Origin of the sequence: Mesorhizobium sp. M0208, from assembly GCF_040322015.1 — a bacterium.
Classification (GTDB): Bacteria; Pseudomonadota; Alphaproteobacteria; order Rhizobiales; family Rhizobiaceae; genus Mesorhizobium.
Genome location: NZ_JAMYSP010000006.1, coordinates 163,120 through 186,961, shown reverse-complemented (window position 1 = coordinate 186,961; position 23,842 = coordinate 163,120). Strand labels below are relative to the sequence as shown.

Annotated in this window: 17 protein-coding genes; 11 read left to right on the top strand and 6 right to left on the bottom strand. The window is 62.8% G+C overall.

Going from position 1 to position 23,842, the window contains the following annotated elements:
- Positions 1-21: 21 nt before the first annotated feature.
- The gene (locus NKJ17_RS09290; RefSeq protein ID WP_352688043.1) at positions 22-465 is read right to left on the bottom strand and encodes a hypothetical protein; all 444 of its coding nucleotides are present in this window, start codon (positions 463-465) and stop codon (positions 22-24) included.
- 14 nt (positions 466-479) lie between these two features.
- Positions 480-809, bottom strand: a complete 330-nt coding sequence (locus NKJ17_RS09285; protein ID WP_352688041.1) for a MoaF-related domain-containing protein — start codon at positions 807-809, stop codon at positions 480-482.
- A 191-nt stretch (positions 810-1,000) separates the two neighbouring features.
- Here NKJ17_RS09285 and NKJ17_RS09280 point away from each other — a divergent pair, with 191 nt between their 5' ends.
- From NKJ17_RS09280 to NKJ17_RS09245, 8 genes are all read left to right on the top strand, one after another.
- On the top strand, positions 1,001-2,050 hold the full coding sequence (locus NKJ17_RS09280) for a LacI family DNA-binding transcriptional regulator (RefSeq protein ID WP_352688039.1): 1,050 nt from the start codon (positions 1,001-1,003) through the stop codon (positions 2,048-2,050).
- Positions 2,051-2,206: 156 nt separating this feature from the next.
- Positions 2,207-3,445 (top strand): hypothetical protein, encoded by a 1,239-nt coding sequence (locus NKJ17_RS09275; protein WP_352688037.1) that lies wholly within the window; start codon positions 2,207-2,209, stop codon positions 3,443-3,445.
- A gap of 122 nt (positions 3,446-3,567) precedes the next feature.
- Positions 3,568-5,013, top strand: coding sequence for a homospermidine synthase (locus NKJ17_RS09270; RefSeq protein ID WP_352688036.1), 1,446 nt, complete (start codon positions 3,568-3,570; stop codon positions 5,011-5,013).
- A gap of 187 nt (positions 5,014-5,200) precedes the next feature.
- A complete protein-coding gene (gene omp10, locus NKJ17_RS09265; protein ID WP_254817073.1) occupies positions 5,201-5,575 on the top strand; it encodes an outer membrane lipoprotein Omp10 in 375 nt (124 codons plus the stop codon).
- A 290-nt stretch (positions 5,576-5,865) separates the two neighbouring features.
- On the top strand, positions 5,866-7,992 hold the full coding sequence (locus NKJ17_RS09260) for a 5'-nucleotidase C-terminal domain-containing protein (protein WP_352688035.1): 2,127 nt from the start codon (positions 5,866-5,868) through the stop codon (positions 7,990-7,992).
- Between the two features lie 150 nt (positions 7,993-8,142).
- Positions 8,143-9,207 carry a ferrochelatase gene (gene hemH / locus NKJ17_RS09255; protein ID WP_352688034.1) on the top strand — a complete coding sequence of 355 codons (1,065 nt, stop codon included), beginning with the start codon at positions 8,143-8,145 and terminating at the stop codon, positions 9,205-9,207.
- Positions 9,208-9,338: 131 nt separating this feature from the next.
- Positions 9,339-10,286 (top strand): SPFH domain-containing protein, encoded by a 948-nt coding sequence (locus NKJ17_RS09250; RefSeq protein ID WP_352688032.1) that lies wholly within the window; start codon positions 9,339-9,341, stop codon positions 10,284-10,286.
- 4 nt (positions 10,287-10,290) lie between these two features.
- Positions 10,291-10,755, top strand: a complete 465-nt coding sequence (locus tag NKJ17_RS09245) for an NfeD family protein (protein ID WP_352506338.1) — start codon at positions 10,291-10,293, stop codon at positions 10,753-10,755.
- Positions 10,756-10,768: 13 nt separating this feature from the next.
- Here NKJ17_RS09245 and NKJ17_RS09240 read toward each other — a convergent pair whose 3' ends face one another.
- On the bottom strand, positions 10,769-11,770 hold the full coding sequence (locus NKJ17_RS09240) for a KpsF/GutQ family sugar-phosphate isomerase (protein ID WP_254817072.1): 1,002 nt from the start codon (positions 11,768-11,770) through the stop codon (positions 10,769-10,771).
- A gap of 150 nt (positions 11,771-11,920) precedes the next feature.
- On the opposite strand from NKJ17_RS09240, the gene NKJ17_RS09235 reads away from it, so the two are divergent.
- Complete coding sequence (locus tag NKJ17_RS09235) at positions 11,921-13,678, top strand: outer membrane beta-barrel protein (protein WP_352506339.1); 1,758 nt, start codon at positions 11,921-11,923, stop codon at positions 13,676-13,678.
- 131 nt (positions 13,679-13,809) lie between these two features.
- Here NKJ17_RS09235 and galU read toward each other — a convergent pair whose 3' ends face one another.
- A complete protein-coding gene (gene galU, locus NKJ17_RS09230) occupies positions 13,810-14,715 on the bottom strand; it encodes a UTP--glucose-1-phosphate uridylyltransferase GalU (RefSeq protein WP_352506340.1) in 906 nt (301 codons plus the stop codon).
- Positions 14,716-14,922: 207 nt separating this feature from the next.
- Here galU and NKJ17_RS09225 point away from each other — a divergent pair, with 207 nt between their 5' ends.
- Entirely contained in the window at positions 14,923-16,149 is a 1,227-nt protein-coding gene (locus NKJ17_RS09225; protein ID WP_254816924.1) for a lytic murein transglycosylase, read from the top strand.
- A gap of 26 nt (positions 16,150-16,175) precedes the next feature.
- Positions 16,176-17,423 (top strand): SGNH/GDSL hydrolase family protein, encoded by a 1,248-nt coding sequence (locus NKJ17_RS09220; RefSeq protein ID WP_352688030.1) that lies wholly within the window; start codon positions 16,176-16,178, stop codon positions 17,421-17,423.
- A 36-nt stretch (positions 17,424-17,459) separates the two neighbouring features.
- Here NKJ17_RS09220 and NKJ17_RS09215 read toward each other — a convergent pair whose 3' ends face one another.
- The gene (locus NKJ17_RS09215) at positions 17,460-18,914 is read right to left on the bottom strand and encodes a glutamate synthase subunit beta (protein ID WP_254816922.1); all 1,455 of its coding nucleotides are present in this window, start codon (positions 18,912-18,914) and stop codon (positions 17,460-17,462) included.
- A gap of 143 nt (positions 18,915-19,057) precedes the next feature.
- On the bottom strand, positions 19,058-23,788 hold the full coding sequence (gene gltB, locus NKJ17_RS09210; protein WP_352688028.1) for a glutamate synthase large subunit: 4,731 nt from the start codon (positions 23,786-23,788) through the stop codon (positions 19,058-19,060).
- Positions 23,789-23,842: the final 54 nt, after the last annotated feature.

Genomic DNA, 23,842 nt, shown 5'->3' with positions numbered 1-23,842 from the left:
TCACACTTTTCCTGGGATTCCCTAAATCGCAGCCACGCCCAGCAGCAGGATCGCGGACATCGCGGTAAAGACTGTGACGTTGACATCCCACCGCCAGCCCGCCGGTCCAAACGGCGGCCGGAACGGCAGATAGCCGTTCTCGTCATACAGCACGCCGCCGTAGATCGGCCGCGAGAGCATGGCCGCGAAGAATGCTCCATACATGGCCGCGGCCAATCCGCCCGCGAGATAGAGCCGCTCGGCTTCGAGTTGCCCCTTGATCCAGATGAGTCCGAGCGCAATCAGCGCCACTCCGGTATAGCTCAACACCTGCCAGACGACGTGAAACCGGGCGTGGGGAGTCCAGAGCGGGTTGGTGGCGTGGGTGGCGTTCAAGTCGGCTTTGATCATCACCACACCGTAGCCCACGGTCGCGACACTCAGCAGAATTCGAGCAAGCAGATGACTGTCGTAAGCGAGTTCCATCGCATTTTCCTCCCTTATGCAGGAACGACTTGAATGGCGCCCTGGGCACAGAAGAGCTGCCCATCGGCCAGCCGCGCATAATTATGAACGATCCCCTCCTCGTGGTCCTGCAACTGCACAATGAAGTTGCCGCTTTTCTCCGTCCAGCTCGCGAGCACGAGATTCTGGCGTACGCTGGTCAGGCCGACATTGACCACCTCGTCGATTTCGGTGGTCCCGATCGACGCCTGGATGTGCAATTCCTGCGCCGAGAGAAACGTCAGCCGCGGCACGAAGGGGCCGAAAACGCAGTCGAAAGTCTTGCCGACGAGCGAGGCTGGAAAAACATTGGTTTCTGCCATCATCCTCTCCTTGGGCATGGCCGCTGCGGCCACGCCATTTGACGATTCTCAATGTCTTAGTCGCAGAAACACTTCGAATATGTGCTCTTGGAGCGCTCCAAGAGACACGATCCACCTATTTCGGTTTGGAGTCAATAAAATTCTTGGAGCGCTCCAAAAAATGGTCTACCTCAGGGAAAACGAGTGAATCGCCAATGCCCACCCTAGCCGATGTCGGCAAGGCTGCCGGAGTTTCCCGGGGGACTGTCTCCAACGTCTTCAACCGGCCGGAGCTGGTCAGGCCTGAATTGCGCGAGCGCGTCGAAGCGGCCGCGCGAGCGCTCGGGTTTGGCGGCCCCGATCCGAAAGGACGATTGCTGCGGGACGGCAAGTTCAATGCCATCGGGTTCATGCCGCCTGGCGCCTATGCCATCTCCGAAGTGATGAGAAGCCCATACGGCCGCGAGCTGGTGCTCGGCGTTTCGCTCGCCTGCGACGAGGCTGGAACGACGCTCAGCCTTGTAAACGGCACCGACAACACGCGCTTCGCCAGCATCCGCGATGCCCTGGTTGACGGCTTTATCCTTGGTCACAGCGCCGACATTGGTCTCATAGTTTCGGTCCAGAGACGCCGTCTGCCCTTCGTCATTCTCGAAAGCGACGCAGGTCCCGATATCAACTCGATAAAGATCGACGGCCGGAGCGGCGCGGTTGCTGCAGTCCGGCATTTGACCGGGCTGGGGCACCGGCATTTTGCCATCCTTTCGGTGCGCCGGACTCCCGGCCCGCCGATTGTCCACATGCCCGGACACGCAACGCGCCCGCTTCTGGCCGGCTTCCCGCTCGACGATGAAAGGCTCGACGGTTTCAAACAGGGTTTGGCGGAGGCGAATTTGTCAATCGATAATGTCCCGATCATCGAGACGATCCCAGGCGAGCCGTCTGCCGGAGCAGTGGTGTTCGACAGGGTGCCTGAAGCAACCGCGATCCTGACCATGTCGGACTGGCAGGCGATCACGATATTGGACGAGGCGGTTCGCCGCGGCATAGACGTGCCGGGCCACGTATCGGTCGTCGGCTTTGACGGCACCGCTGAATCCGCACGCACCACGCCTCCGATGACTACTGTCGCGCAAGACGTGATCGGAAAAGGCAGGCTTGCCGCCCGAATGGTTCTTGACAATGAAGCCCCCCGCCAGGTCGTTCTGCCGGTAGAACTGGTGGTTCGAGCCTCCACAGCCGCGCCGAGGACAAAAATCCGCTGAAACGGGCGGATGCGGCATCCGCACCAGGGGCGGCGTCGCAGCTTTTTTTCGCTGAGCAGCGTCTGGTGCTGGACGAGGCACAACTTGACTAAAAGGGCCTGACAGCCGACCGTGACTACTGGCGGACGACAACTCTAACTTGTGGCTTGGGGAGCAATGATCCAGCATCTTAGCAGGCCGGTCACGTTCATGGCCGCGATCCTGGTACTGTCGACAGCAGCCGAGGCAGAGCCGGTGACTTATGCCGGCAAGCTTGGAAAGAGCGATATCGTCGTCGAATTCACCGACGACCCCGCGGCGCCCGGCAGCCCGCTGGCCGGCCGCTATTTCTACCGCTCGAAGGGCGTCGACATCCCGCTGCAGGCCCGGTCCCAAAAGGGCAGCAGGTTCGAACTGGCCGAGGAGGAGGCATGCGGCGCCGACAATTGCGATGACGGAAAGGCCGCGCCGATTGCCGCCGTGTGGCGCCTGGCCTCGTCCAGTAACGGCAAGACCCTTGAAGGCAGTTGGAACGGAAAGAGGGCGCTGCCGCTCAGATTGGAGCGGGTCGCAAGTCGGCAGGTGACCGGGAACGAGCCCGGCAGCCCGCTCGATCTCTACGATTTCAGCTTCATGAAGTTCTTCGCCAATGACACGCCGATCACCATGGAGACGTCCCCGTATGACTATCTGCGGCTGAACACTCAGCTTGATAACGGCAAGACGACTGGCTGGCCGGACGCGACCTACCGCTATGTCGTCGACCCCCGCACCAAATTCGCCACGCCGCGCATTGTCGAACTGTCCGGCAACGTTCCGATCGAGGCCGCGAATGCTCTGCTGCAAGACAGGCACTGGCGCGCAAACATCGGCGCACTGGGCTGCGTGGCGGCGCAATATGCCGGTTTCAACGAAGGCGGGCCGATTGACGGCGTGAACGACGGCACGCTCGGAGGCTATGCGGACAGCACATTCGAAGTGAGCTCGCTGACGCCGCTGCTGATGAGCTGGCGGGAGTCCGGCAGCATCTTCTGCGGCGGAGCGCATCCGACCAACTATTCGGACGCCTACATCATGGATGTGCGGCGCGGCGTCCTGCTTGGCCTTCAGGACATTTTCTCGGATACGGTGGATGGCAAGCCCGGTCCTTCCCTCGTCTCCTTGGTCAAGCAGCGGCGCAAGAAACCGACCGACCAGACCGATATTGATCACGAAGCCGAATGCGGTATGGACGATCTCATCGGCGAATATTTGGCGGTCAGCCTCTGGCGTGAGGGCGACAAGCAGGTTCTGGTGTTCGGGCTCCAGACCCTACCGCATGCCATCCAGGCCTGCGCCGACGATCTGCTTGAACTGCCGGTCTCCGAGGCACATGCCCTCTTCAAGCCTGAATTCGCAAGACAGGTCGAGCCGTAGCCGGGATGGCGCGGCGTGAGGCCGGCCGTCCGCTTTTCGCTTTATTGTGACAATGATCTATGGTTTGTCGCGCCGCGGCCAAGCCGCTGTTCCGAAGCGTTTTTTGAGGGAGTAATCGATAAATGGCGAATGAAAACTGGCCCGTTTACGGTGAGATCACCGGCCCTGTCGTGATGATCGGCTTCGGCTCGATCGGACGGGGAACGCTGCCGCTGATCGAGCGCCATTTCAAATTCGACAAGTCGCGCATGACCGTCATCGACCCGCGCGACGGCGACCGCAAATTGCTCGACGAGCGCGGCATCACTTTCATGCAGGATGCAGTGACCAAGAAGAACTACAAGAAGCTGCTGACGCCGCTTTTGACCAATGGCGGCGGCCAGGGCTTCTGTGTCAACCTGTCGGTCGACACTTCCTCGCTCGAGTTGATGAAGCTCTGCCGCAAGCTTGGCGTCCTCTACATCGACACGGTGGTCGAGCCCTGGCTCGGCTTTTATTTCGACGAAAAGGCCGACAACGCCTCACGCACCAATTATGCGCTGCGCGAAACGGTGCGTACCGAAATCGCGAAGAACCCGGGCGGGACCACGGCGATCTCATGCTGCGGCGCCAATCCCGGCATGGTCTCGTGGTTCGTCAAGCAGGCACTGGTCAACCTCGCCACAGATCTTGGCCTCGACTTCGCGGAACCCGCGCAGCACGATCGCGAAGGCTGGGCCAAGCTGATGAAGAAGGCCGGCGTCAAGGGCATCCATATCGCCGAGCGCGACACCCAGCGCACCAAGAAACCCAAGCCGATGAACGTGTTCTGGAACACCTGGTCGGTCGAAGGCTTCATTTCGGAAGGCCTGCAGCCGGCCGAGCTCGGTTGGGGCACGCACGAGGCGTGGATGCCGAAGAACGCCAAAAAGCACAAGAACGGCTCGAAGGCCGCTATCTTTCTGGAGCAGCCCGGCGCCAACACGCGCGTGCGCACATGGTGCCCGACGGCCGGTCCGCAATACGGCTTCCTGGTGACGCATAATGAGGCGATTTCGATTGCCGATTTCTTCACCTTGCATGGCAAGAAGGGCAAGGTGCAGTACCGGCCGACCTGCCATTACGCCTATCATCCCTGCAACGACGCCGTGCTGTCGCTGCACGAGATGTTCGGTGCCGCCGGCAAGGCTCAGCCCGTGCATCACGTGCTCGACGAAAACGAATTGGTCGATGGCATCGACGAACTCGGCGTGCTGCTCTACGGCCACGCCAAGAACGCCTACTGGTACGGCTCGCAGCTGTCGCTGGCCGAGGCGCGCAAGCTGGCGCCCTATCAGAACGCCACCGGCATGCAGGTCACGTCGGCGGTGCTGGCGGGCATGGTCTGGGCGCTGGAAAATCCGGAGGCCGGCATCGTCGAAGCCGACGAGATGGATTACAAGCGCTGCCTCGACGTGCAGAACCCCTATCTGGGGCCGGTCAGGAGCTATTATACGGACTGGACACCGCTCGACAATCGGCCTGGTCTGTTTCCCGAGGACCTCGACACCAAAGACCCGTGGCAATTCCGCAACATCCTCGTTCGATAGCAGCGTTGCCTCGACACTCCGCCAGCTTGCAATCGCCCGGAAATCGGGCGATTGAAGAGGGGCGGCCTAGAGCGACGTGCGTCCATTTGGACGCACAAAGTACGCTCCAGCACTTTGAATGTGCGCATCGTGCTTTCCGAAAATCGGATCGATTTTCGAGCCGATGCGAGAGGAGAGGATCTTGATGATGACGATTGCGCAAAGACTGCTTTCGGCTGGCATTGCCGCGGCCGCTGCCGTCACGTTGGCGGCCTGCACCACCACCGGCCCGGGCGAGCCACCGGTGATCACCGCCAAAGGGGTCGAAGGCTCCTGGATCGACGCGCAGGGCACCGGCTTATCCACCTTCAAGGGCGGCAGCTTCGCGACCGTCGCCACCGATACCGGTCAGAAGCTTGCCGATGGCAGCTACACCATGACCGGCGGCACCTCGGTCGAGATCCATGGCACTTCGCTGATCCGCCAGACGCCGATCAGCTTCAACTGCTTGATGGTCTCGACCAGCCAGCTCAATTGCACCAGCGCGAGCGGACAGAATTTTGTGCTGACCAGGCGCACCTGAAGTTCGATTCCGAATTGACTTTGCACAAGGCGGCGGCTTCAAGCCGCCGTTTTCTTGCGCCGGCAAAGCTGATGCCGATTTCCGCTTGCATCGACTGAAACGCGATGTGAACATGGCCCGAGAGGCTGTTACATCCAAGTCAAACAAGAGCGTTAAACGCGTCTGCGCATGACCCCGAAAATCGGAGTCGATTTTCGGAAAGGATCATGCGCAAAATAAAAATGGTACAGCGTCCTTTGCGCGTCCCAAATGACGCGCGGCGCTGTACTCGAGTCATCCGGGAGACGAGAATGAAGAAGATCGCTGCCATCGCCGCGCTGTCGGCATCGGCGCTTGGCCTGTCGGCAGGGGCATCCTTTGCCGACTACACGCTGAACATCCTGCACATCAACGACTGGCACAGCCGCATCGAGAGCAACAACAAGTACGAATCGACCTGCTCGGCCGAGGAGGAGACCAAGGGTGAATGCGTCGGCGGCGCCGCCCGCCTCGTCACAGCGATCGCGCAGGAGCGCAAGAAGCTGGAAGGCCAGAACGTGCTGCTGCTCAGCGCCGGCGACAATTTCCAGGGCTCACTCTTCTACACGACCTACAAGGGCAAGACAGAAGGCGAATTCCTCAACCAGATGAAGTTCGATGCCGAGGCTCTCGGCAACCATGAGTTCGACGATGGCGAGTCGGCGCTGGCGCCGTTTCTCGACATGATCCAGTTTCCGGTGCTCGGCGCCAACGTGAAGGCCAATGCGCAATCCAAGCTCGGCGACCGCGTCAAGCCATCGATCGTGGTCGAGGTCGGCGGCCAGAAGATCGGCATCGTCGGTGCGGTCACCAACGACACGCCGGAGCTTGCCTCGCCTGGCCCGAACATCGCCATCGAAGACGACGTCAAGTCGATCACCGCCGAGGTCGAGAAACTGAAGGGAGAGGGCGTCAACAAAATCATCGCGGTCACCCATATCGGCTACAAGCGCGAGCGCGACGTGATCGCCAAGATCCCGGGCGTCGACGTGGTGGTCGGCGGCCACAGCCATTCGCTGCTCTCCAACACCGACCCCAAGGCGGAAGGCCCTTATCCGACGATGGTCGACAATCCGGACGGCTACAAAGTGCCGGTCGTCCAGGCGGCGTCCTATTCGAAATATCTCGGCGAGCTCAAGGTCGTGTTCGACGACAACGGCGTTGTCAAAGAGGCGAGCGGCGATCCCATACATCTCGACAAATCGATCACGCCCGACCCCGCCGTGCTTGCCCGCATCAAGGAACTCGGCGCGCCGATCGAGGCTTTGAAGAACAAGGAAGTCGCCGAGACCACCAAGGCGATCGACGGCAGTCGGGAAAACTGCCGCGCCCGCGAATGCGAGATGGGCAATCTGGTCTCCGACGCCGTCCTCGACCGGGTCAGGGGCCAGGGTGTCGAGATCGTCATCTCGAATGGCGGCGGCTTGCGCGCCTCGATCGACCAGGGCACCGTCACTATGGGTGAGATTCTCACCGTTCTGCCGTTTCAGAACACGCTGGCGACCTTCCATATCTCCGGCAAGGATCTGGTTGCCGGCCTCGAAAGCGGCCTCAGCCAGGTCGAGGACGGCGCCGGGCGCTTCCCGCAGGTTGCCGGCCTGAAATATGCGTTCGACAGATCGGCACCGCCTAACGGACGCGTCAAATCGGTCGAGGTCATGGAAGGCGGCGTCTGGACGCCGATCAAGCCGGACAAGGATTACCTTGTCGCCACCAACAACTATGTCCGCCAGGGCGGCGACGGCTATAAGGTGTTCGCCGAGAAGGCCAAGAACGCCTATGATTACGGCCCCGGGCTGGAACAGGTCGTCGCCGACTACCTCGGCGCGCACCGGCCCTATACGCCCAAGCTCGACGGCCGCATCACCGAGATCGCCGCGACCGTGACCCCGGCCGCGGAACCGGCCAAGCCTGCCGAACCGCCAAAACCTGCTGAGGCTGCGCCGGTAAAGCCTGCTGAACCGGCAATGCCCGAAATGCCGGCCGGCTCAGGCGACATTTCCAAGACACCGCCGGCCGTCCCGGCGGAAACCGCGCCGGCGGCACCCGCACCCGCCGAGCCGGCCCAGCCGGCGGCACCTGCGGCTCCGGTCACACCGGCTCCGGCGACCCCTGCTCCGGCCGAGCCCGCCGAGACAGCGCCGGCCCCGAGTCAGCCGGCCCCAAGTGAACCGGCGCCAACCGAGCCGGCAAAACCTGCCGAGCCCGCCAAGCCGGCTGAGCCGGCACCGGCCGAAGGCAGCCATGTAATCGTCGCCGGCGATACCTACTGGGATCTCGCGGTGAAGGCCTATGGCGACGGCACCAAATGGAAAATGATTTCCGATGCCAACAAAGCCTACGAGCCACGCCGGCTGCCGGTCGGCGCAACTTTGACGATCCCGGCGGCGTCGAAGTAATCCGGCCGCAGGAACGCAATGCACCCGCCCGGCAGACCGGGCGGGTGTTGCATTTCTGGGATAAGGTGCGGCCAGACGCAGCATTTGAAAACCGGCGCGGCATCGCTAATTTCGCCGCGGCACCGTTGGTTCGCGGTGTTGGAGAACCTCATGACGCTTGCCAACCCTGCTGAAATCAAAGCCGAGAAGACCGCCGCCTCGCCGTCGGCAGGGCGCCCTCCGGTCAGGACCGGCAAGGTCGGTGTCATGCTGATCAATCTCGGCACCCCCGACGGCACCGGCTTCAAGCCGATGTGGCGCTACCTCCGGGAGTTTCTGTCCGATCCACGCGTCATCGAGCTAAACAAGGCGATCTGGTATCCGATCCTCTACGGCGTGGTCCTCACCACCCGGCCGAAGAAGTCGGGCGCCAACTATGCCAGGATATGGAACCGGGAGCGCAACGAGTCGCCGCTGCGCACCTACACCCGCGCCCAGGCCGAGAAGCTCGGGCTCGCGCTCGGCGACCTACCCAATGTCGTTGTCGACTGGGCGATGCGCTACGGCAACCCTTCGACCGCGAGCGTGGCCGAGAGACTGGTCGAGCAAGGCTGCGACCGCATCCTGTCTTTCCCGCTCTATCCGCAATATTCGGCGACGACGACTGCGACTGCCAACGACCAGCTGTTTCGCGCGCTAATGAAGATGCGCCGCGCCCCGGCCATTCGCAGCGTGCCGCCCTATTACAACGAGCCGGCCTATATCGAGGCGCTCGCCCGTTCGATCGAAAAGCATCTGGCGAGCCTCGACTTCGAACCGGAAATTGTCATCGCTTCCTATCACGGCATTCCGAAACCCTATTCCGACAAGGGCGATCCCTACCAAGCCCATTGCCTCGAGACGACGCGGCTGCTGCGCGAAAAGCTCGGCTGGGATGAAAAGAAGCTGATCACCACCTTTCAGTCGCGCTTCGGCGCGCAGGAATGGCTGCAGCCCTACACCGACAAGACGGTCGAAAGACTAGGGCGCGAAGGCGTGAAATCGATCGCCATCGTCAACCCGGGCTTTTCCGTCGACTGCATCGAGACGCTGGACGAGATCGGCAGGGAAGCGGCCGAGACCTTCCACCATGCCGGCGGTGAAAAGTTCACACACATCCCTTGCCTCAACGACAGTGCCGAGGGCATGGCGGTGATCGAGGCAATGGTACGGCGCGAGCTGTCCGGCTGGGCCTGAACAGATCACCCGTCTATTCACCGGCAATCCATAATCACCTGATTGTAACGTTGCTGAAACACACTTAAGTGTTTGATCAAGCCGGCCGCGTGGAACTGTCCGGCATGGCCGGCCTTTGAGGGGAGAGCCAAATGGGTTTCAGTGGTTTCGATATCGCGCTTCTTGTTCTTGTCGCCCTTGTCGTGCTGGTGCTTTTCAAAGGCATCCGGACAATTCCGCAAGGCTATAATTATACCGTCGAACGCTTCGGCCGTTACACCAAGACATTGAGCCCGGGCCTCAACCTCATCGTGCCCTTCGTCGATCGTATCGGCGCCAAGATGAACATGATGGAGCAGGTGCTCGACGTCCCGACGCAGGAGATCATCACGCGCGACAACGCCACCGTTGCCGTCGACGGCGTCGCCTTTTATCAGGTGCTCAACGCGGCGCAGGCCGCCTACCAGGTCGCCGGCCTGCAGAACGCTATCCTCAATTTGACGATGACCAACATCCGCACCGTCATGGGCTCGATGGACCTCGACGAGCTGTTGTCGAACCGGGACGCCATCAACGAGCGCCTGCTGCGCGTCGTCGACGAGGCCGCGCATCCCTGGGGCATCAAGATCACCCGTGTCGAGATCAAGGACATCAACCCGCCGGCCAATCTCGTCGAATCGATGGGCCGCCAGATGATGGCCGAGCGCAATAAGCGCGCCCAGATCCTCGCCGCCGAGGGCCTCAAGCAGTCGCAGATTCTGGAGGCCGAGGGGCGCAAGGAAGCCGCCTTCCGCGACGCCGAGGCGCGCGAGCGATCGGCCGAGGCTGAAGCACGCGCCACGCAGGTGGTGTCGGAGGCGATTTCCAAGGGTGACGTGCAGGCGCTCAACTACTTCGTCGCGCTGAAATACACGGAAGCGCTGACCAGGATCGGCTCCGCGACAAACAGTAAACTCGTGCTGATGCCGATAGAGGCTTCCTCACTGATCGGCACGCTTGGCGGCATTGGCGAAATCGCCAGGGAAGTTTTCAAGGGCGAAGGCACCGCCGGTCCAGCACGACAGGCCCGCCCGCCCGTGGTTCGTCCCAGCGAGACCTGAGGCCATGTTCGACCGCATTGTTTCCGAACTCGGCCCGTGGAGCTGGATGGTCCTCGGCCTCATCCTGCTGGTGATGGAGGTCATCGCGCCCGGCATTTTCATGCTGTGGATCGGCATTGCCGCGCTGTTGATCGGCGTCGTCTCGCTGCTCATCTGGGACGCCGGTTTCTGGACCTGGCAGGTCCAGGTCGTCGCCTTCCTCGTGCTGTCGCTGGTCTCGGCTTATGTCGGCAAGCGGCTGGTGGGCGGACGCCACGATGAGACCGACCAGCCTCTGCTCAACCGCCGCGGCGCACAGATGGTCGGCCGGACGGCGACCCTTGCCGAGCCGATCAAGAATGGGCGCGGCCGCATCAAGCTGGGCGACACGTTGTGGCGTGTCTCCGGCCCCGACCTCCCGGCCGGCACGCAGGTGCGCGTGACGGGTGCCGCTGATACCGATCTGGAACTGACGGTCGAGGCGGTCTAGAAAACTCGCCAGACTAGGCAGCACCGATACGCAGCAGGTCGTGCAGATGGACGAGCCCGATCGGCCGCCTGCCTTCGACCACCATCAGGCTGGTAATGGCCGAGTCGTTGATCGTCTGCAGCGCCGTCGCCACCAGCGTGTCGGGCGCGGCCATTTTTGGCTCTCTGGTCATCACCTGATCGACGCTCATGGCCAAGAGATCGCTGCCGATATGGCGCCTGATGTCGCCATCGGTGATGATGCCGATCAGCTTGCCGTCCGCCGCAGTCACCGCCACGCAGCCAAACCCCTTGCGCGACAATTCGAGGATTGCCTCGCGCATGCCGGTGCCGGACGACACCAGCGGCAGCCTGTCACCGACATGCATGATCTCGCGGATCTGAGTCAGGTTGGCTCCGAGCTGGCCGCCGGGATGGAACGTGCGGAAATGGTCCGGGGTGAAGCCGCGTGCCTCGAGCAGCGCGATGGCCAGCGCATCGCCCATCACCATTTGCAGCAGCGTCGAGGTCGTCGGCGCAAGGCCGTGCGGGCAGGCTTCCGGTGCTCGCGGCAGCAGAAGCACCACGTCGGCCGCACGCGCCAGCGCCGATTTTTCGCCCGCGGTGACCGCGACCAGCGGGATCGAGAAGCGCCTCGAATAGGCGATGATGCCCTTGAGCTCGAGGCTTTCCCCCGACCACGACAGGGCGATGATGGCGTCGTTCCTGGCGATCATGCCGAGGTCGCCGTGATTGGCTTCGGCAGGGTGAACGAAGAAGGCCGGCGTGCCGGTCGAGGCGAGCGTTGCGGCAATCTTCGAGCCGATATGGCCGCTTTTGCCGACCCCGGTGACGATGACGCGGCCATCGATCTGCGACACCATGTCGACGGCCCGTGCGAACGGCTCGGCCAGCCCGTTTTCGAGCGCGTCGGCCAATGCCGCGACGCCGGCCTGCTCTGTCGCCACCGTTCTCAGCGCCGAGGCAATCGCGGCCTGCCCGTCGTGCCGCTTCCTGTCTGGGGATTTCACGTCCATGGACGATGCGATTAGCGCTTCGGCACGCGCCTGTCCAACGGAATTGCCGCTCCGAACACCCTGACGGGCCATCCCTCAACGCTCCGTTAACCATCCCCATTTACGGTTTCGTAAGTATGGCGCGCGTGCGCCGCGCAAGCAGTGGTGCCGATGTCCGGGTTTCAGCCTCAAAACAAAATGGGACGAAAGGGCAAGGCGGTTCGCGCATTGCTGCTGGCAACCACTGTCTTTGCGTTGTCGCGTCCGACACTGCTTTGCGCCCAGGAAACCGAGCTGCGCGGCGAGGTTTCGGATTCGCCAAACCTGGACGACCAGCAGTACAAGATCAGGCAAACGAGCATGGCTGGAACCCAAGCCGCCCAGGCGGCTGCAACCCCCAACGACAATACGCCGCTGCCTACCTATCGTCCGACCAGCCAGGGGGCGTTGCCTGACGACGGCACGGGCGAAGCGGCCGCAACCGGCGGCACTTTCGATCCGCCGGCGGCCAGCGGCGACCCATTTCCCGACAACCCAGCTCCGCCGCCGCGACGGCGGCCAAGCGCGACGCGCGCCGCCAACGCCGCCAACGCCGAAGCCGAGACCACGGACAGCCATACGAGCAAGAGAACCGCGACTGCAGCGACGACCAAGGACACCGATACCGCCGCCATAGACGAGCAGGATACGGCTAACCGCCGTGCGGTGACCATCGATTCCGCCGAAAGGCTCAGGCTCGACCCCGGCGCCGAGCGCACCGAAGCCATCGAAGGCCAGAACAAAAAGAACGAGGACGACCCGTTCGCCGCCACCGGCATCAAGCTCGGCTCGTTCGTGATCCGGCCGACGCTCGAGCAAGGCCTGACGTCTTCGACAAACGCCGATTCGAGCAGCCTCGGCAAGCCGGCCCTGCTGTCGGAAACGACGCTGCGCTTCAACGCCGTCTCCGATTGGCAGGAGAATTCAGCGACGGTTGAGGGCTATGGCATCTTCCGCGAAACCTTGTCCGGCTATGACATTCACGAGGCGCAAGGCCACGTCGACGGCACACTCAACATCGATCTCGACAATGATCTGCGCGCCATCGCCAAGCTGGGCTATGAGGCCGTGCCCGAATCGGCCTCGGCGCCGGACGCAGTCGTCGGCGCCGTTGGCCAGCCGGTGCGCCAGACAGTGAACGGCAGTCTCGCCGTCGAGAAGGATGCCGGCAAGATGCGCTTCGCGCTGACCGGCGCGGTCGAGCACGACATCTTTGGCGACGCTAAGCTTTCGTCGGGCGGATCACTGTCGCAGAAGGGCCGCGACTCGACGCTCTACACGGCCATTTTGCGCACTGGTTACGAGATCTCGCCTGCCATCACGCCGTTCACCGAAATCGAGATCGGCCGGCGCGCTTATGATTTGCGCGTCGATCCAAACGGCTTCCAGCGCTCCTCGACCAGGCTTGGCGCACGGGCCGGCGTCGAGCTCGATCTCCGCGAGAAGCTTACCGGCGAGTTCTCGGTCGGATGGCTGCGCGAAGCCATCGACGACGACGCCCTGCCGGCGATTTCGGGCGCGACGGTCAATGCCGATCTCAAATGGTCGCCGGAACGCGGCACCACGATCGGGCTCACCGCACAGACGACCGCCGAGAACACGACGAATGCGGGCGAAAGCGGCTCCATGCTCTATTCCGGCAGCCTCACGGGCGAGCGGCAGATCCGCGCCAACCTGACCGGAAATGCCGCTCTCGGCCTTGAATGGCGCGACTATACCGGCTCCGACGATCATGATTTGACGCTGAGCGCCGAGGCAGGGCTGACGTGGTGGCTGAACCGCTACACCGGGCTAACCACCCGCGCCAGGACTGAAAAACTGACCAGCAACCTGGTTGGGCGCGACTACACGGCCAATAGCATTTTCGTTGGCGTGAAGTTGCAGCGCTAAATGCATGTCGCGCAAAGGTGTGCAGCGGTTTTGCGATAACGACTGGCATAAAACAAGAGCCTAAGCGCGTCGCATGAGGCCGATCGAACGCGGCGCGCTTTCGCCGACCAGCGCGGCAACCGGTGCTGACACTATAAGGCTAGGCCGCGGCGCTCTGACGGCGCGAGTTCGTCGAGAAGTGTGCGAATGACACCGGCCATGCTTGCATTCATGTCGCTGCGCCACAGCGCGAAGGCAACGTTGGCCTCGACGAAGCCTTCGGGCGAGCCGCAGTCGAACGTGCGCCCGCGATAATGATAGCCGTAGAAGGGCTGTTGTTTCTGCAGTTTCAGCATTGCATCGGTGAGCTGGATCTCGTTGCCGGCGCCTTTTTCCTGGCCTTCGAGTATCTTGAATATCTCAGGCTGCAGGATGTAGCGTCCGTTGATGTAGAGGTTCGACGGCGCCGTGCCGGTCTTCGGCTTTTCCACCATGCCGGTGATGCGGAAACCGTGATGTGCGTCATCGCCGCGGCCGACAATGCCGTATTTGTGCGCCTCGGCCGGATCGCATTCCTGCACGGCGACGATGTTGTTGCCGGTCTCGGCGTAAAGCTCGACCATATCCTTCATGCAGCTTTTTTCCGACTGCATGATCATGTCGGGTAACAGCAGCGCAAAGGGCTCGTCGCCGACAAGCTCGCGCGCGCACCAGACGGCGTGACCAAGGCCGAGTGGTACCTGCTGGCGGGTGAAGCTGGTCTGCCCCGGCGCCGGCTGCAGCCGCTGCAGGCGGGCGAGCTGGTCGTCCTTGCCGCGCTGCGCAAGCGTGTCGTAGAGCTCGAACTGGACATCGAAGTGATCCTCGATGACCGCCTTGTTGCGGCCGGTCACGAAGATGAAATGCTCGATCCCGGCATCGCGCGCCTCATCGACCACATACTGGATGACCGGCCTGTCGACGACCGTCAGCATTTCCTTGGGAATGGCCTTGGTAGCAGGGAGAAAGCGCGTGCCGAGACCGGCAACCGGGAACACTGCCTTGCGAACTCTCTTCATGTGCCAATTATCCATTTGCATGCCTGTTCGGCAATCCCGATTCGAGACATTTTCATGCCGAAATCGAGGATTACTGAACGGTGGGTCATAAATCTCAGCTGGTAAAGCATTGACGCATCTTTTCACCCCGCACGGCACCTATGGTAAACCAAATGCTAACCGGGTTCGGCGATGAATAGTCTTCCTGAGATGAAGAAGGAGGAAAAGATGTCCGTTCGCAACGCCGCAAGGCGCTTCACCAGCGTCCTGACGGCCGCCAGCCTCTCGCTTGCTTTGCTCATGCCCAGCGGGCCGGCTTTTGCCGATGCCGGCTTCCGCCAATGGGTCGCCAGCTTCCGTGCTACCGCCGTGGCGAGCGGCGTTTCCGGCTCCGTCTACGACCAGGCATTCAAGGGCATCAACGATGCTGACCCGGTGGTGCTGGAAAAGGCTCGTACTCAGCCCGAATTCACCGCACCCGCCTGGGATTATTTCGACAACCGCGTCCATGACCAGTCGGTCGCCGTCGGCCAGCAAATGGCAAGGAAATGGAAGCCTTGGCTGGACAGGATCGAGGCAAGATACGGCGTCGACCGCTACATCCTGCTGGCCATCTGGTCGATGGAATCGAACTACGGCGAAACCCTCAAGCGCGATGATATCATGCGCAATGTCGTGCGCTCGCTGGCGACGCTTGGTTATGCGGACCCCAAGCGAGCGAAATTTGCCCGCACCCAGCTGATCGCGGCGCTGAAGATCCTGCAAACCGGCGACATCGACGAAAGCCATCTCAGCGGCTCATGGGCCGGCGCGATGGGCCATACCCAGTTCATCCCTACCAGCTACCTGTCCTATGCGGTCGATATGGACGGCAACGGCAAGCGCGACATCTGGAATTCTATTCCCGACGCACTGGCGACAGCCGCCAATTTGCTGCGGAAGAACGGCTGGCAGGCAGGCAAGACCTGGGGCTATGAAGTCAGCCTTCCGGACGGCAAGAAGCTGCCCGGAGGCTCGAAGTCGCTGTCGCAATGGCAGGCGCTGGGCGTCACCCGTGCCAACGGCAAGCCGTTCAAGAACGGTGCCGACAAGGCGACGTTGAAGCTGCCCGGCGGCCGCGGCGGGCCGGCTTTCCTGATGATCACGAATTTCTCGGTCATCAAGCGTTACAACAATGCTGACAAATATGCGCTCGCCGTGGGCCTTCTTGCCGACGAAATCGCCGGCTATGGCGGGCTTGTGCAGGACTGGAAGCGACCGTTTACCAAGCTCTCCTTCGAGGAAAGGCAGGAGCTTCAGAAGCGACTTTCCGAGCACGGCTTTTACGACGGCAAGTTCGACGGCAAGATCGGTGACGGATCGAAAACCGCCATCATGGCCTTCCAGGCAAAGGCCGGCTTGACCCAGGACGGGTATCCTAGCAAGGAAGTGCTCAAATGGCTCAGGCAGAACTAGAGCCGGTTACGGGATGGAGAGGGTGATTGGTTTCGGCTGCGCGCATCCGGTTAATTGTTCGTCGCGTGCCGATTCTGGTTCTGGCGATCGCCGTTCTGGCAGTCGGCGCCGCCAGTGCCTTTCATACCTCGGCCATGGCGCAGGAGCCGGAAAGTCGTGGCTGGTCGCTGCGCGACCTGTTGTTTCCGCGCAGAAGCGAGCGGTTTGAGCAGCCGCCGCCCGAATTCCAGAGAGAATTCCAGAGAACAAAGCCTAGGCCCAAGCTGAGAAAGCCCCGGTCAGTTCGCCGGCCGCCGCCGGCCGAGCCGACAACCCCAGTGGCCGAGAAGGCGCCGGATGCACGCGTCGTTCTGGTGGTCGGCGATTTCATGGCGTCTGGGCTGGCTGAGGGGCTCGACGCCGCCTTTGCCGAAAACACCGGCGTCAGGATCGTCGTCCGTGCCAACGGATCGTCCGGCTTCGTGCGTGACGATGTCTACAACTGGCCAGAACAGGTCAAGTCGCTGATCGCTGCCGAAAAACCGGCAGCCGTCGTCGTCATGCTCGGATCCAACGACCGGCAGCAGATGCGCGTCGGCGATGTGCGCGAGCAGCCGCGATCCGAGAACTGGACCAAGGAATACGAGCGCCGGACCGATGCGTTCGGCAAGGCCATCGCCGCAACCAAGGTGCCGTATTTGTGGGTTGGCATGCCGGCCTTCCGGGTCTCGAAAATGACCTCCGACATGCTGGCCTTCAACGATATCTTCCGCTCGTCCGCCGAAAGCCACGGCGGCGAATTCGTCGACGTCTGGGACGGGTTTGTCGACGAGAACGGCGCCTTCATCACCAGCGGACCGGACATCAACGGCCAATCGGTGCGCCTGCGCTCCGACGACGGCATCAACATGTCGAAGGCCGGCAAGCGCAAGCTCGCCTTCTATACCGAAAAGCCGCTGATGAAGATCCTGGGGCTGGCCGCGCCGGGAAGCGTGGTGACGGCTTCTGCCCCGGCCGGCGCTCCCGTCGAGGCGCCGGCACCTGCTGCCGCGCCGATAGCTGTCGATCGCACCGTGCCGATGCTGCTCAGCGATCCGGCGCTGGACGGCGGTTCGGAACTTCTCGGCGCCGCCCCGCCGGCAAAAGCTGACAAGAATTTGCCGGGGGAAAGGCTGATCGTCGAGGGCAAGGCGCCCGACGCCTCACCGGGCCGCGCTGACGATTTCTCCTGGCCGCCCAAGACACAGCCTGCGACGGCGGCCGCATCCGATACGACGACGGCGATCCGGCAGTAAAGCTGGCGCCTCTTTCTGTAGAGTTTCGGAACGGGCTCAGCGCGGCAGCACGCTCGATCCCATCAGCGCCTCGTCGATTGCACGCGCCGCCTGGCGGCCCTCGCGGATCGCCCAGACGACCAGCGACTGGCCGCGCCGCACGTCGCCCGCCGCATAGAGCTTTTCGACGCTGGTCCTGTAGTCCCGGTCATTGGCCTCGACATTCTTCGAGCGGCGGCTGTCGGTGACGATCTTCATCTGCCCGTCGAGTTCCGAGACCGGCCCGCGAGCGGCTGGCCCGGCAAAGCCGATGGCGATGAAAGCGAGATCGGCGCGGATGACGAATTCCGTGCCCGCGATCGGCTTGCGCTTTTCGTCGACTTCGCAGCATTTTACCCCGGTCAGCTGGCCGTCTTCGCCAATGAATTCAAGCGTCGCCACCTGGAATTCGCGCTCGGCGCCTTCGGCCTGCGAGGACGACGTGCGCATCTTGGTCGCCCAGTAGGGCCAGACCGACAGCTTGTCCTCCTTTTCCGGCGGCTGCGGCCGGATGTCGAGCTGGGTGACGCGCACCGCGCCCTGGCGGAAGGCGGTACCGACGCAGTCGGAGGCAGTGTCGCCGCCGCCGACGACGACGACGTGCTGGCCGCCGGCGACGATCGGGCGCGACGGCCATGCCACCGACTGGATCGGCTCGCCGCCGATACGCTTGTTCTGCTGAACCAGATACGGCATCGCGTCGTGCACGCCGTCGAGATCGTCGCCAGGGATGTTGGCCGGACGCGGTGTTTCGGAACCGCCGCAATAGAGGACCGCGTCATATTCGGCGAGCAGTTCGGCTACCGGCTTGTCGACGCCGACATTGACGCCACAATGGAAGCTGACACCTTCGCCCTGCATCTGCTCGATGCGCCGGTCGATATAATGCTTCTCGATCTTGAAGTCGGGGATACCGTAGCGCATCAGCCCGCCCGGCCGGCTCTCGCGCTCATAGACGTGAACGTCATGGCCGGCGCGGCCGAGTTGCTGGGCAGCCGCCATTCCCGCCGGCCCCGAGCCGATGATCGCGACGCGCTTGCCGGTCTTCCGTTCCGGCGGATAGGGCCGGATATGGCCGGTTTCATAGGCTTTGTCGGCAATCGCCTGCTCGATCGTCTTTATGGCGACCGGAATATCCTCGAGGTTCAGCGTGCAGGCTTCCTCGCAAGGTGCGGGGCAGATGCGGCCGGTAAACTCCGGAAAATTGTTGGTCGAATGCAGGTTGCGGATCGCGTTTTCCCAGTCGCCATTGTAGACGAGGTCGTTCCAGTCGGGGATCTGGTTGTGGATCGGGCAGCCGGTCGGTCCATGGCAATACGGAATGCCGCAATCCATGCAGCGCGCAGCCTGTTTCTCGACCTCCTTGTCCGACATCGGCAGCGTGAACTCACGGAAATGCCGGATGCGGTCGGAAGCCGGCTGGTACTTGTGCACCTGCCGGTCGATCTCGAGAAACCCTGTTACCTTGCCCATAGTCCAGTCCCTGCTGTCCGGAAGGTACGCCTGGCGACGCACCCGTTAACCTCATAAGGCAGCCGTGGCAACCTTCAGTCCGAGGTCAGGATTGTTGATGAAGATGGTTGCCAGGACGCATGGGCCCCCGGCAATTTCCAAATCTATTCCGCCGCCACGTTCATGCGCATCCGCTCCATCTCGATCAGCGCGCGGCGGTATTCGACCGGCATGATCTTCCGGAATTTCGGCCGGAAAGTCGCCCAATCGTCGAGGATTTCGCGACCTCGTACCGAGCCCGTGTAGTGGACGTGGTTGGAGATCAGCTGGTAGAGCCGCTCCTCGTCGTGGCTGGTCATATCGCCCGATACGTCGACACGGCCCTTATGGTCGAGATCGCCGCCATGGTGGAGCAGCTTTTCCATCAGGTCGTCCTCTTCCGGAACCGGCTCCAGCTCGACCATCGCCATGTTGCAGCGTTCGGCGAAATCGCCCGCCTCGTCGAGCACATAGGCGACGCCGCCCGACATGCCGGCGGCGAAGTTGCGGCCGGTCTGGCCGATGACGACGACGATACCGCCGGTCATGTATTCGCAACCGTGGTCGCCGACGCCTTCAACGACCGCGGCGACACCCGAATTGCGCACAGCAAAACGCTCTCCGGCAACGCCGCAGAAATAGGCCTGGCCCTCGGTTGCGCCGTAGAGCACGGTATTGCCGACAATAATGGACTCGGCAGCAACGATTTTCGTGTTCTCCGGCGGGCGGATGACGATGCGGCCGCCCGACAGACCCTTGCCGACATAGTCATTGGCAGCGCCCACCAGTTCGAACGAAATCCCGCGCGCCAGAAAGGCCCCAAAGGATTGGCCGGCCGTGCCGGTGAGCTTCACCGAGATCGTGTCCTCGCGCAGGCCCTTGTGCTTGAAGCGCTTTGCCACCTCGCCCGACAGCATGGCGCCGGTCGAACGGTCGACGTTGCGGATCGGCAGTTCGATGCCGACCGGCTGCCTGGCTTCAAGCGCCGGCTTTGCCAGTTCGATCAGCTTGCGATCGAGCACGTCGTCGATCGGATGCTTCTGCCGCTCGGTCCAGTGCACCGCCTCGTGTGGCGCATCGGGCTTGTAGAACATCTTGCTGAAGTCGAGTCCGCGCGCCTTCCAGTGCTGGATCAGCTCGCGCTTTTCCAGAAGGTCGGTGTCGCCGATGATCTGGTCGAGATGGGTGTAGCCCATCTCGGCAAGCAGCGCCCGCACCTCTTCCGCCACATAGAAGAAGAAGTTGATGACGTGCTCGGGCGTGCCCTTGAAGCGCTTGCGCAGCACCGGGTCCTGCGTCGCGACGCCGACCGGGCAGGTGTTGAGATGGCACTTGCGCATCATGATGCAGCCGGCCGCGATCAGTGGCGCGGTCGAGAAGCCGAACTCGTCGGCGCCGAGCAGCGCGCCGATGATGACGTCACGCCCTGTGCGCAGGCCGCCATCGACCTGCAGCGCGACGCGCGACCTGAGGCCGTTGAGCACCAGCGTCTGGTGCGTCTCGGCAAGGCCCATCTCCCACGGGCTGCCGGCATGCTTGAGCGAGGTCAGCGGCGAAGCGCCGGTGCCGCCGTCATAGCCTGATATGGTGATGTGGTCGGCACGCGCCTTGGCGACGCCGGCCGCAACCGTGCCGACGCCGACTTCCGAGACCAGCTTGACCGATACGTCGGCCGCCGGATTGACGTTCTTCAGGTCGTAGATGAGCTGCGCCAGATCCTCGATCGAATAGATGTCATGATGCGGCGGCGGCGAGATCAGGCCGACGCCCGGCGTCGAATGCCTGACCTTGGCTATGGTTGCGTCGACCTTGTGGCCCGGCAGCTGGCCGCCCTCGCCGGGCTTTGCCCCTTGCGCGACCTTGATCTGCATCATGTCGGAATTGACCAGATATTCGGCAGTGACGCCAAAGCGTCCCGAAGCGACCTGCTTGATCGCCGAGCGTTCGGGGTTCTTGCCGCCGCCCGGCAGTGGCAGATAGCGGTCGGCCTCTTCGCCGCCCTCGCCGGTATTCGACTTGCCGCCGATGGCGTTCATGGCGCGCGCCAGCGTCGTGTGCGCTTCCCTGGAGATCGAGCCGAAGGACATCGCCCCGGTCGAGAAGCGCTTGACGATATCGGCCGCCGGCATCACCTCGTCGAGTTCGACCTTCTTGCGCCCGGTCTCTTGCGCAAGCTTGATCTTGAACATGCCGCGAATGGTCTGCGCCTGCGCCGTCTCGCTGTCGATCTGGGCGGAATAGTCCTTGAACGTCTCCCACGAGCCCTGGCGCACAGCGTGCTGCAAGGTCGCCACTGCGTCGGGCGACCAGATATGGGCCTCGCCGCGCATGCGGAACATGTATTCGCCGCCGACCTCGAGGCTGTTGCGCAGCACCGGGTCGTTGCCGAAGCCGTCGGTGTGACGGCTGACCGTTTCGGCGGCGATCTCGTCCAGCCCGACGCCTTCGATCAGCGTCGCCGTACCGGTGAAGTACTTGTGCACGAACTCCGACTTCAGCCCAATGGCATCGAAGATCTGCGCGCCGCAATAGGACTGATAAGTCGAGATGCCCATCTTGGACATCACCTTCAGGATGCCCTTGCCGATCGACTTGATGTAGCGGGAGACGACCTCGTAGGCATCGACCTCCGCTGGCAATTCGCCACGCTTGTGCATGTCGAGCAGCGTGTCGAAAGCGAGATAGGGATTGATCGCCTCGGCGCCGTAGCCGGCGAGACAGCAGAAATGATGCACCTCGCGCGGCTCGCCGGATTCCACGACGAGCCCGACCGAGGTGCGCAATCCCTTGCGGATCAAATGATGATGCACGGCCGCCGTTGCCAGCAGCGCCGGAATGGCGATGCGGTCCGGGCCGAGCTGACGGTCCGACAGTATGATGATGTTGTAGCCGCCGGCGACCGCCGCCTCGGCGCGCTCGCATAGCCGGTCTATAGCGCCCTGCATGCCGGCCGCGCCTTCATTCGAAGCATAGGTGATGTCGATCGTCTTGGTGTCGAAACGGTCCTCGGTGTGACCGATGGAGCGGATCTTTTCGAGATCGCCATTGGTCAGGATTGGCTGGCGCACTTCGAGCCGCTTGCGGCGCGAATTGCCGACCAGGTCGAAGATGTTGGGCCGCGGCCCGATGAAGGACACCAGGCTCATCACCAGTTCCTCGCGGATCGGGTCGATCGGCGGGTTGGTGACCTGGGCGAAATTCTGCTTGAAATAGGTGTAGAGCAGCTTCGATCTGTCCGACATCGCCGAAATCGGCGTGTCGGTGCCCATCGAGCCGACTGCTTCCTGGCCGGTGGTCGCCATCGGCGACATCAGCAGCTTGGTGTCTTCCTGGGTGTAGCCGAACGCCTGCTGGCGGTCGAGCAGGCTGACGTCCCTGCGCAGGGCGCGCGGCTCGACCGGCTTCAAATCTTCGAGGATGAGCTGGGTGTTGGCGAGCCAGCTCTTGTAGGGGTGCCTGGTCGCGATCTCCGACTTGATCTCCTCGTCGGAAACGATGCGGCCCTTGTCCAGGTCGATCAGCAGCATGCGGCCGGGCTGCAGCCGCCACTTCTTGACGATCCTTTCCTCCGGCACCGGCAGCACGCCGGCTTCCGAGGCCATGATGACGCGGTCGTCATCGGTAACGATGTAGCGCGCCGGCCGCAGCCCGTTGCGGTCGAGCGTGGCACCGATCTGGCGGCCGTCGGTGAAGGCAACCGCCGCCGGCCCGTCCCACGGCTCCATCAGGGCTGCGTGATACTCATAGAAGGCTTTGCGGTCCTGACCCATCAGCTTGTTGCCGGCCCAGGCTTCCGGGATCAGCATCATCATGGCGTGGGCGAGCGAATAGCCGCCCTGCGTCAGGAATTCGAGCGCATTGTCGAAGCAGGCGGTGTCCGACTGCCCTTCGTAGGAGATCGGCCACAGTTTCGAGATGTCGTTGCCGAACAGTTCGGAATCGACCGAAGCTTGGCGCGCCGCCATCCAGTTGACGTTGCCGCGCAACGTGTTGATCTCGCCATTGTGGGCGACCATGCGGTAGGGATGCGCCAGCTTCCACGACGGGAACGTGTTGGTCGAGAAGCGCTGGTGGACCAGGATCAGCGCCGTCTCGAAACGCGGGTCGGTGAGGTCCTTGTAGTAGGCTCCGACCTGATAGGCCAGGAACATGCCCTTGTAGACGATGGTCCGCGACGACATCGAGACGACATAGAAGCCGTTGTCGACGCCTTTGGTCTCCTCGTGGATACGTCCGGAAATGACCTTGCGCAGGATGTAGAGCCGCCGCTCGTAATCGTCGTCGTTCTCGATCTCGGCGCCGCGGCCCAGGAACACCTGCCGGTGCACCGGCTCGGAAGCGGCGATGTCGGGCGCCTTGGACAGCGACGAATTGTCGACCGGCACGTCGCGAAAGCCGAGCAGCGGCTGGCCCTCGAGTTGCGCCACCTCGGCGATGATGCCTTCGATATGCGCCTGCAGCTCCGGGTCGCGCGGCATGAACACCTGGCCGACGGCATAGTGGCCGGGCTTCGGCAGTTCGACCCCTTGCTTGGCCATCTCCTCACGGAAGAAGCGGTCCGGCAGTTGCACCAGCACGCCGGCGCCGTCGCCCATCAGCGGATCGGCGCCGACCGCGCCGCGATGCGTCAGGTTTTCGAGCACGGCAAGGCCGTCCTCGACGATCTGGTGCGACTTCACGCCCTTCATGTTGACGATGAAGCCGACGCCGCAGGCATCATGCTCGTTGCGCGGATCGTAGAGGCCGCGCGCGGCATAGCCGGTGTTGGTTCGCCAAATATTGGTCAGAGACGGATTTTTGACGGCTGCCGCTTTCGTCTGCGCGGCCTTCGTCGCAGATGGCGTCATGTCCGTCATCGTCCTGTCCTCCGTTCCGTCCCCTTCGGGCGCTGGTTTCCGTCGGGAAGCGCG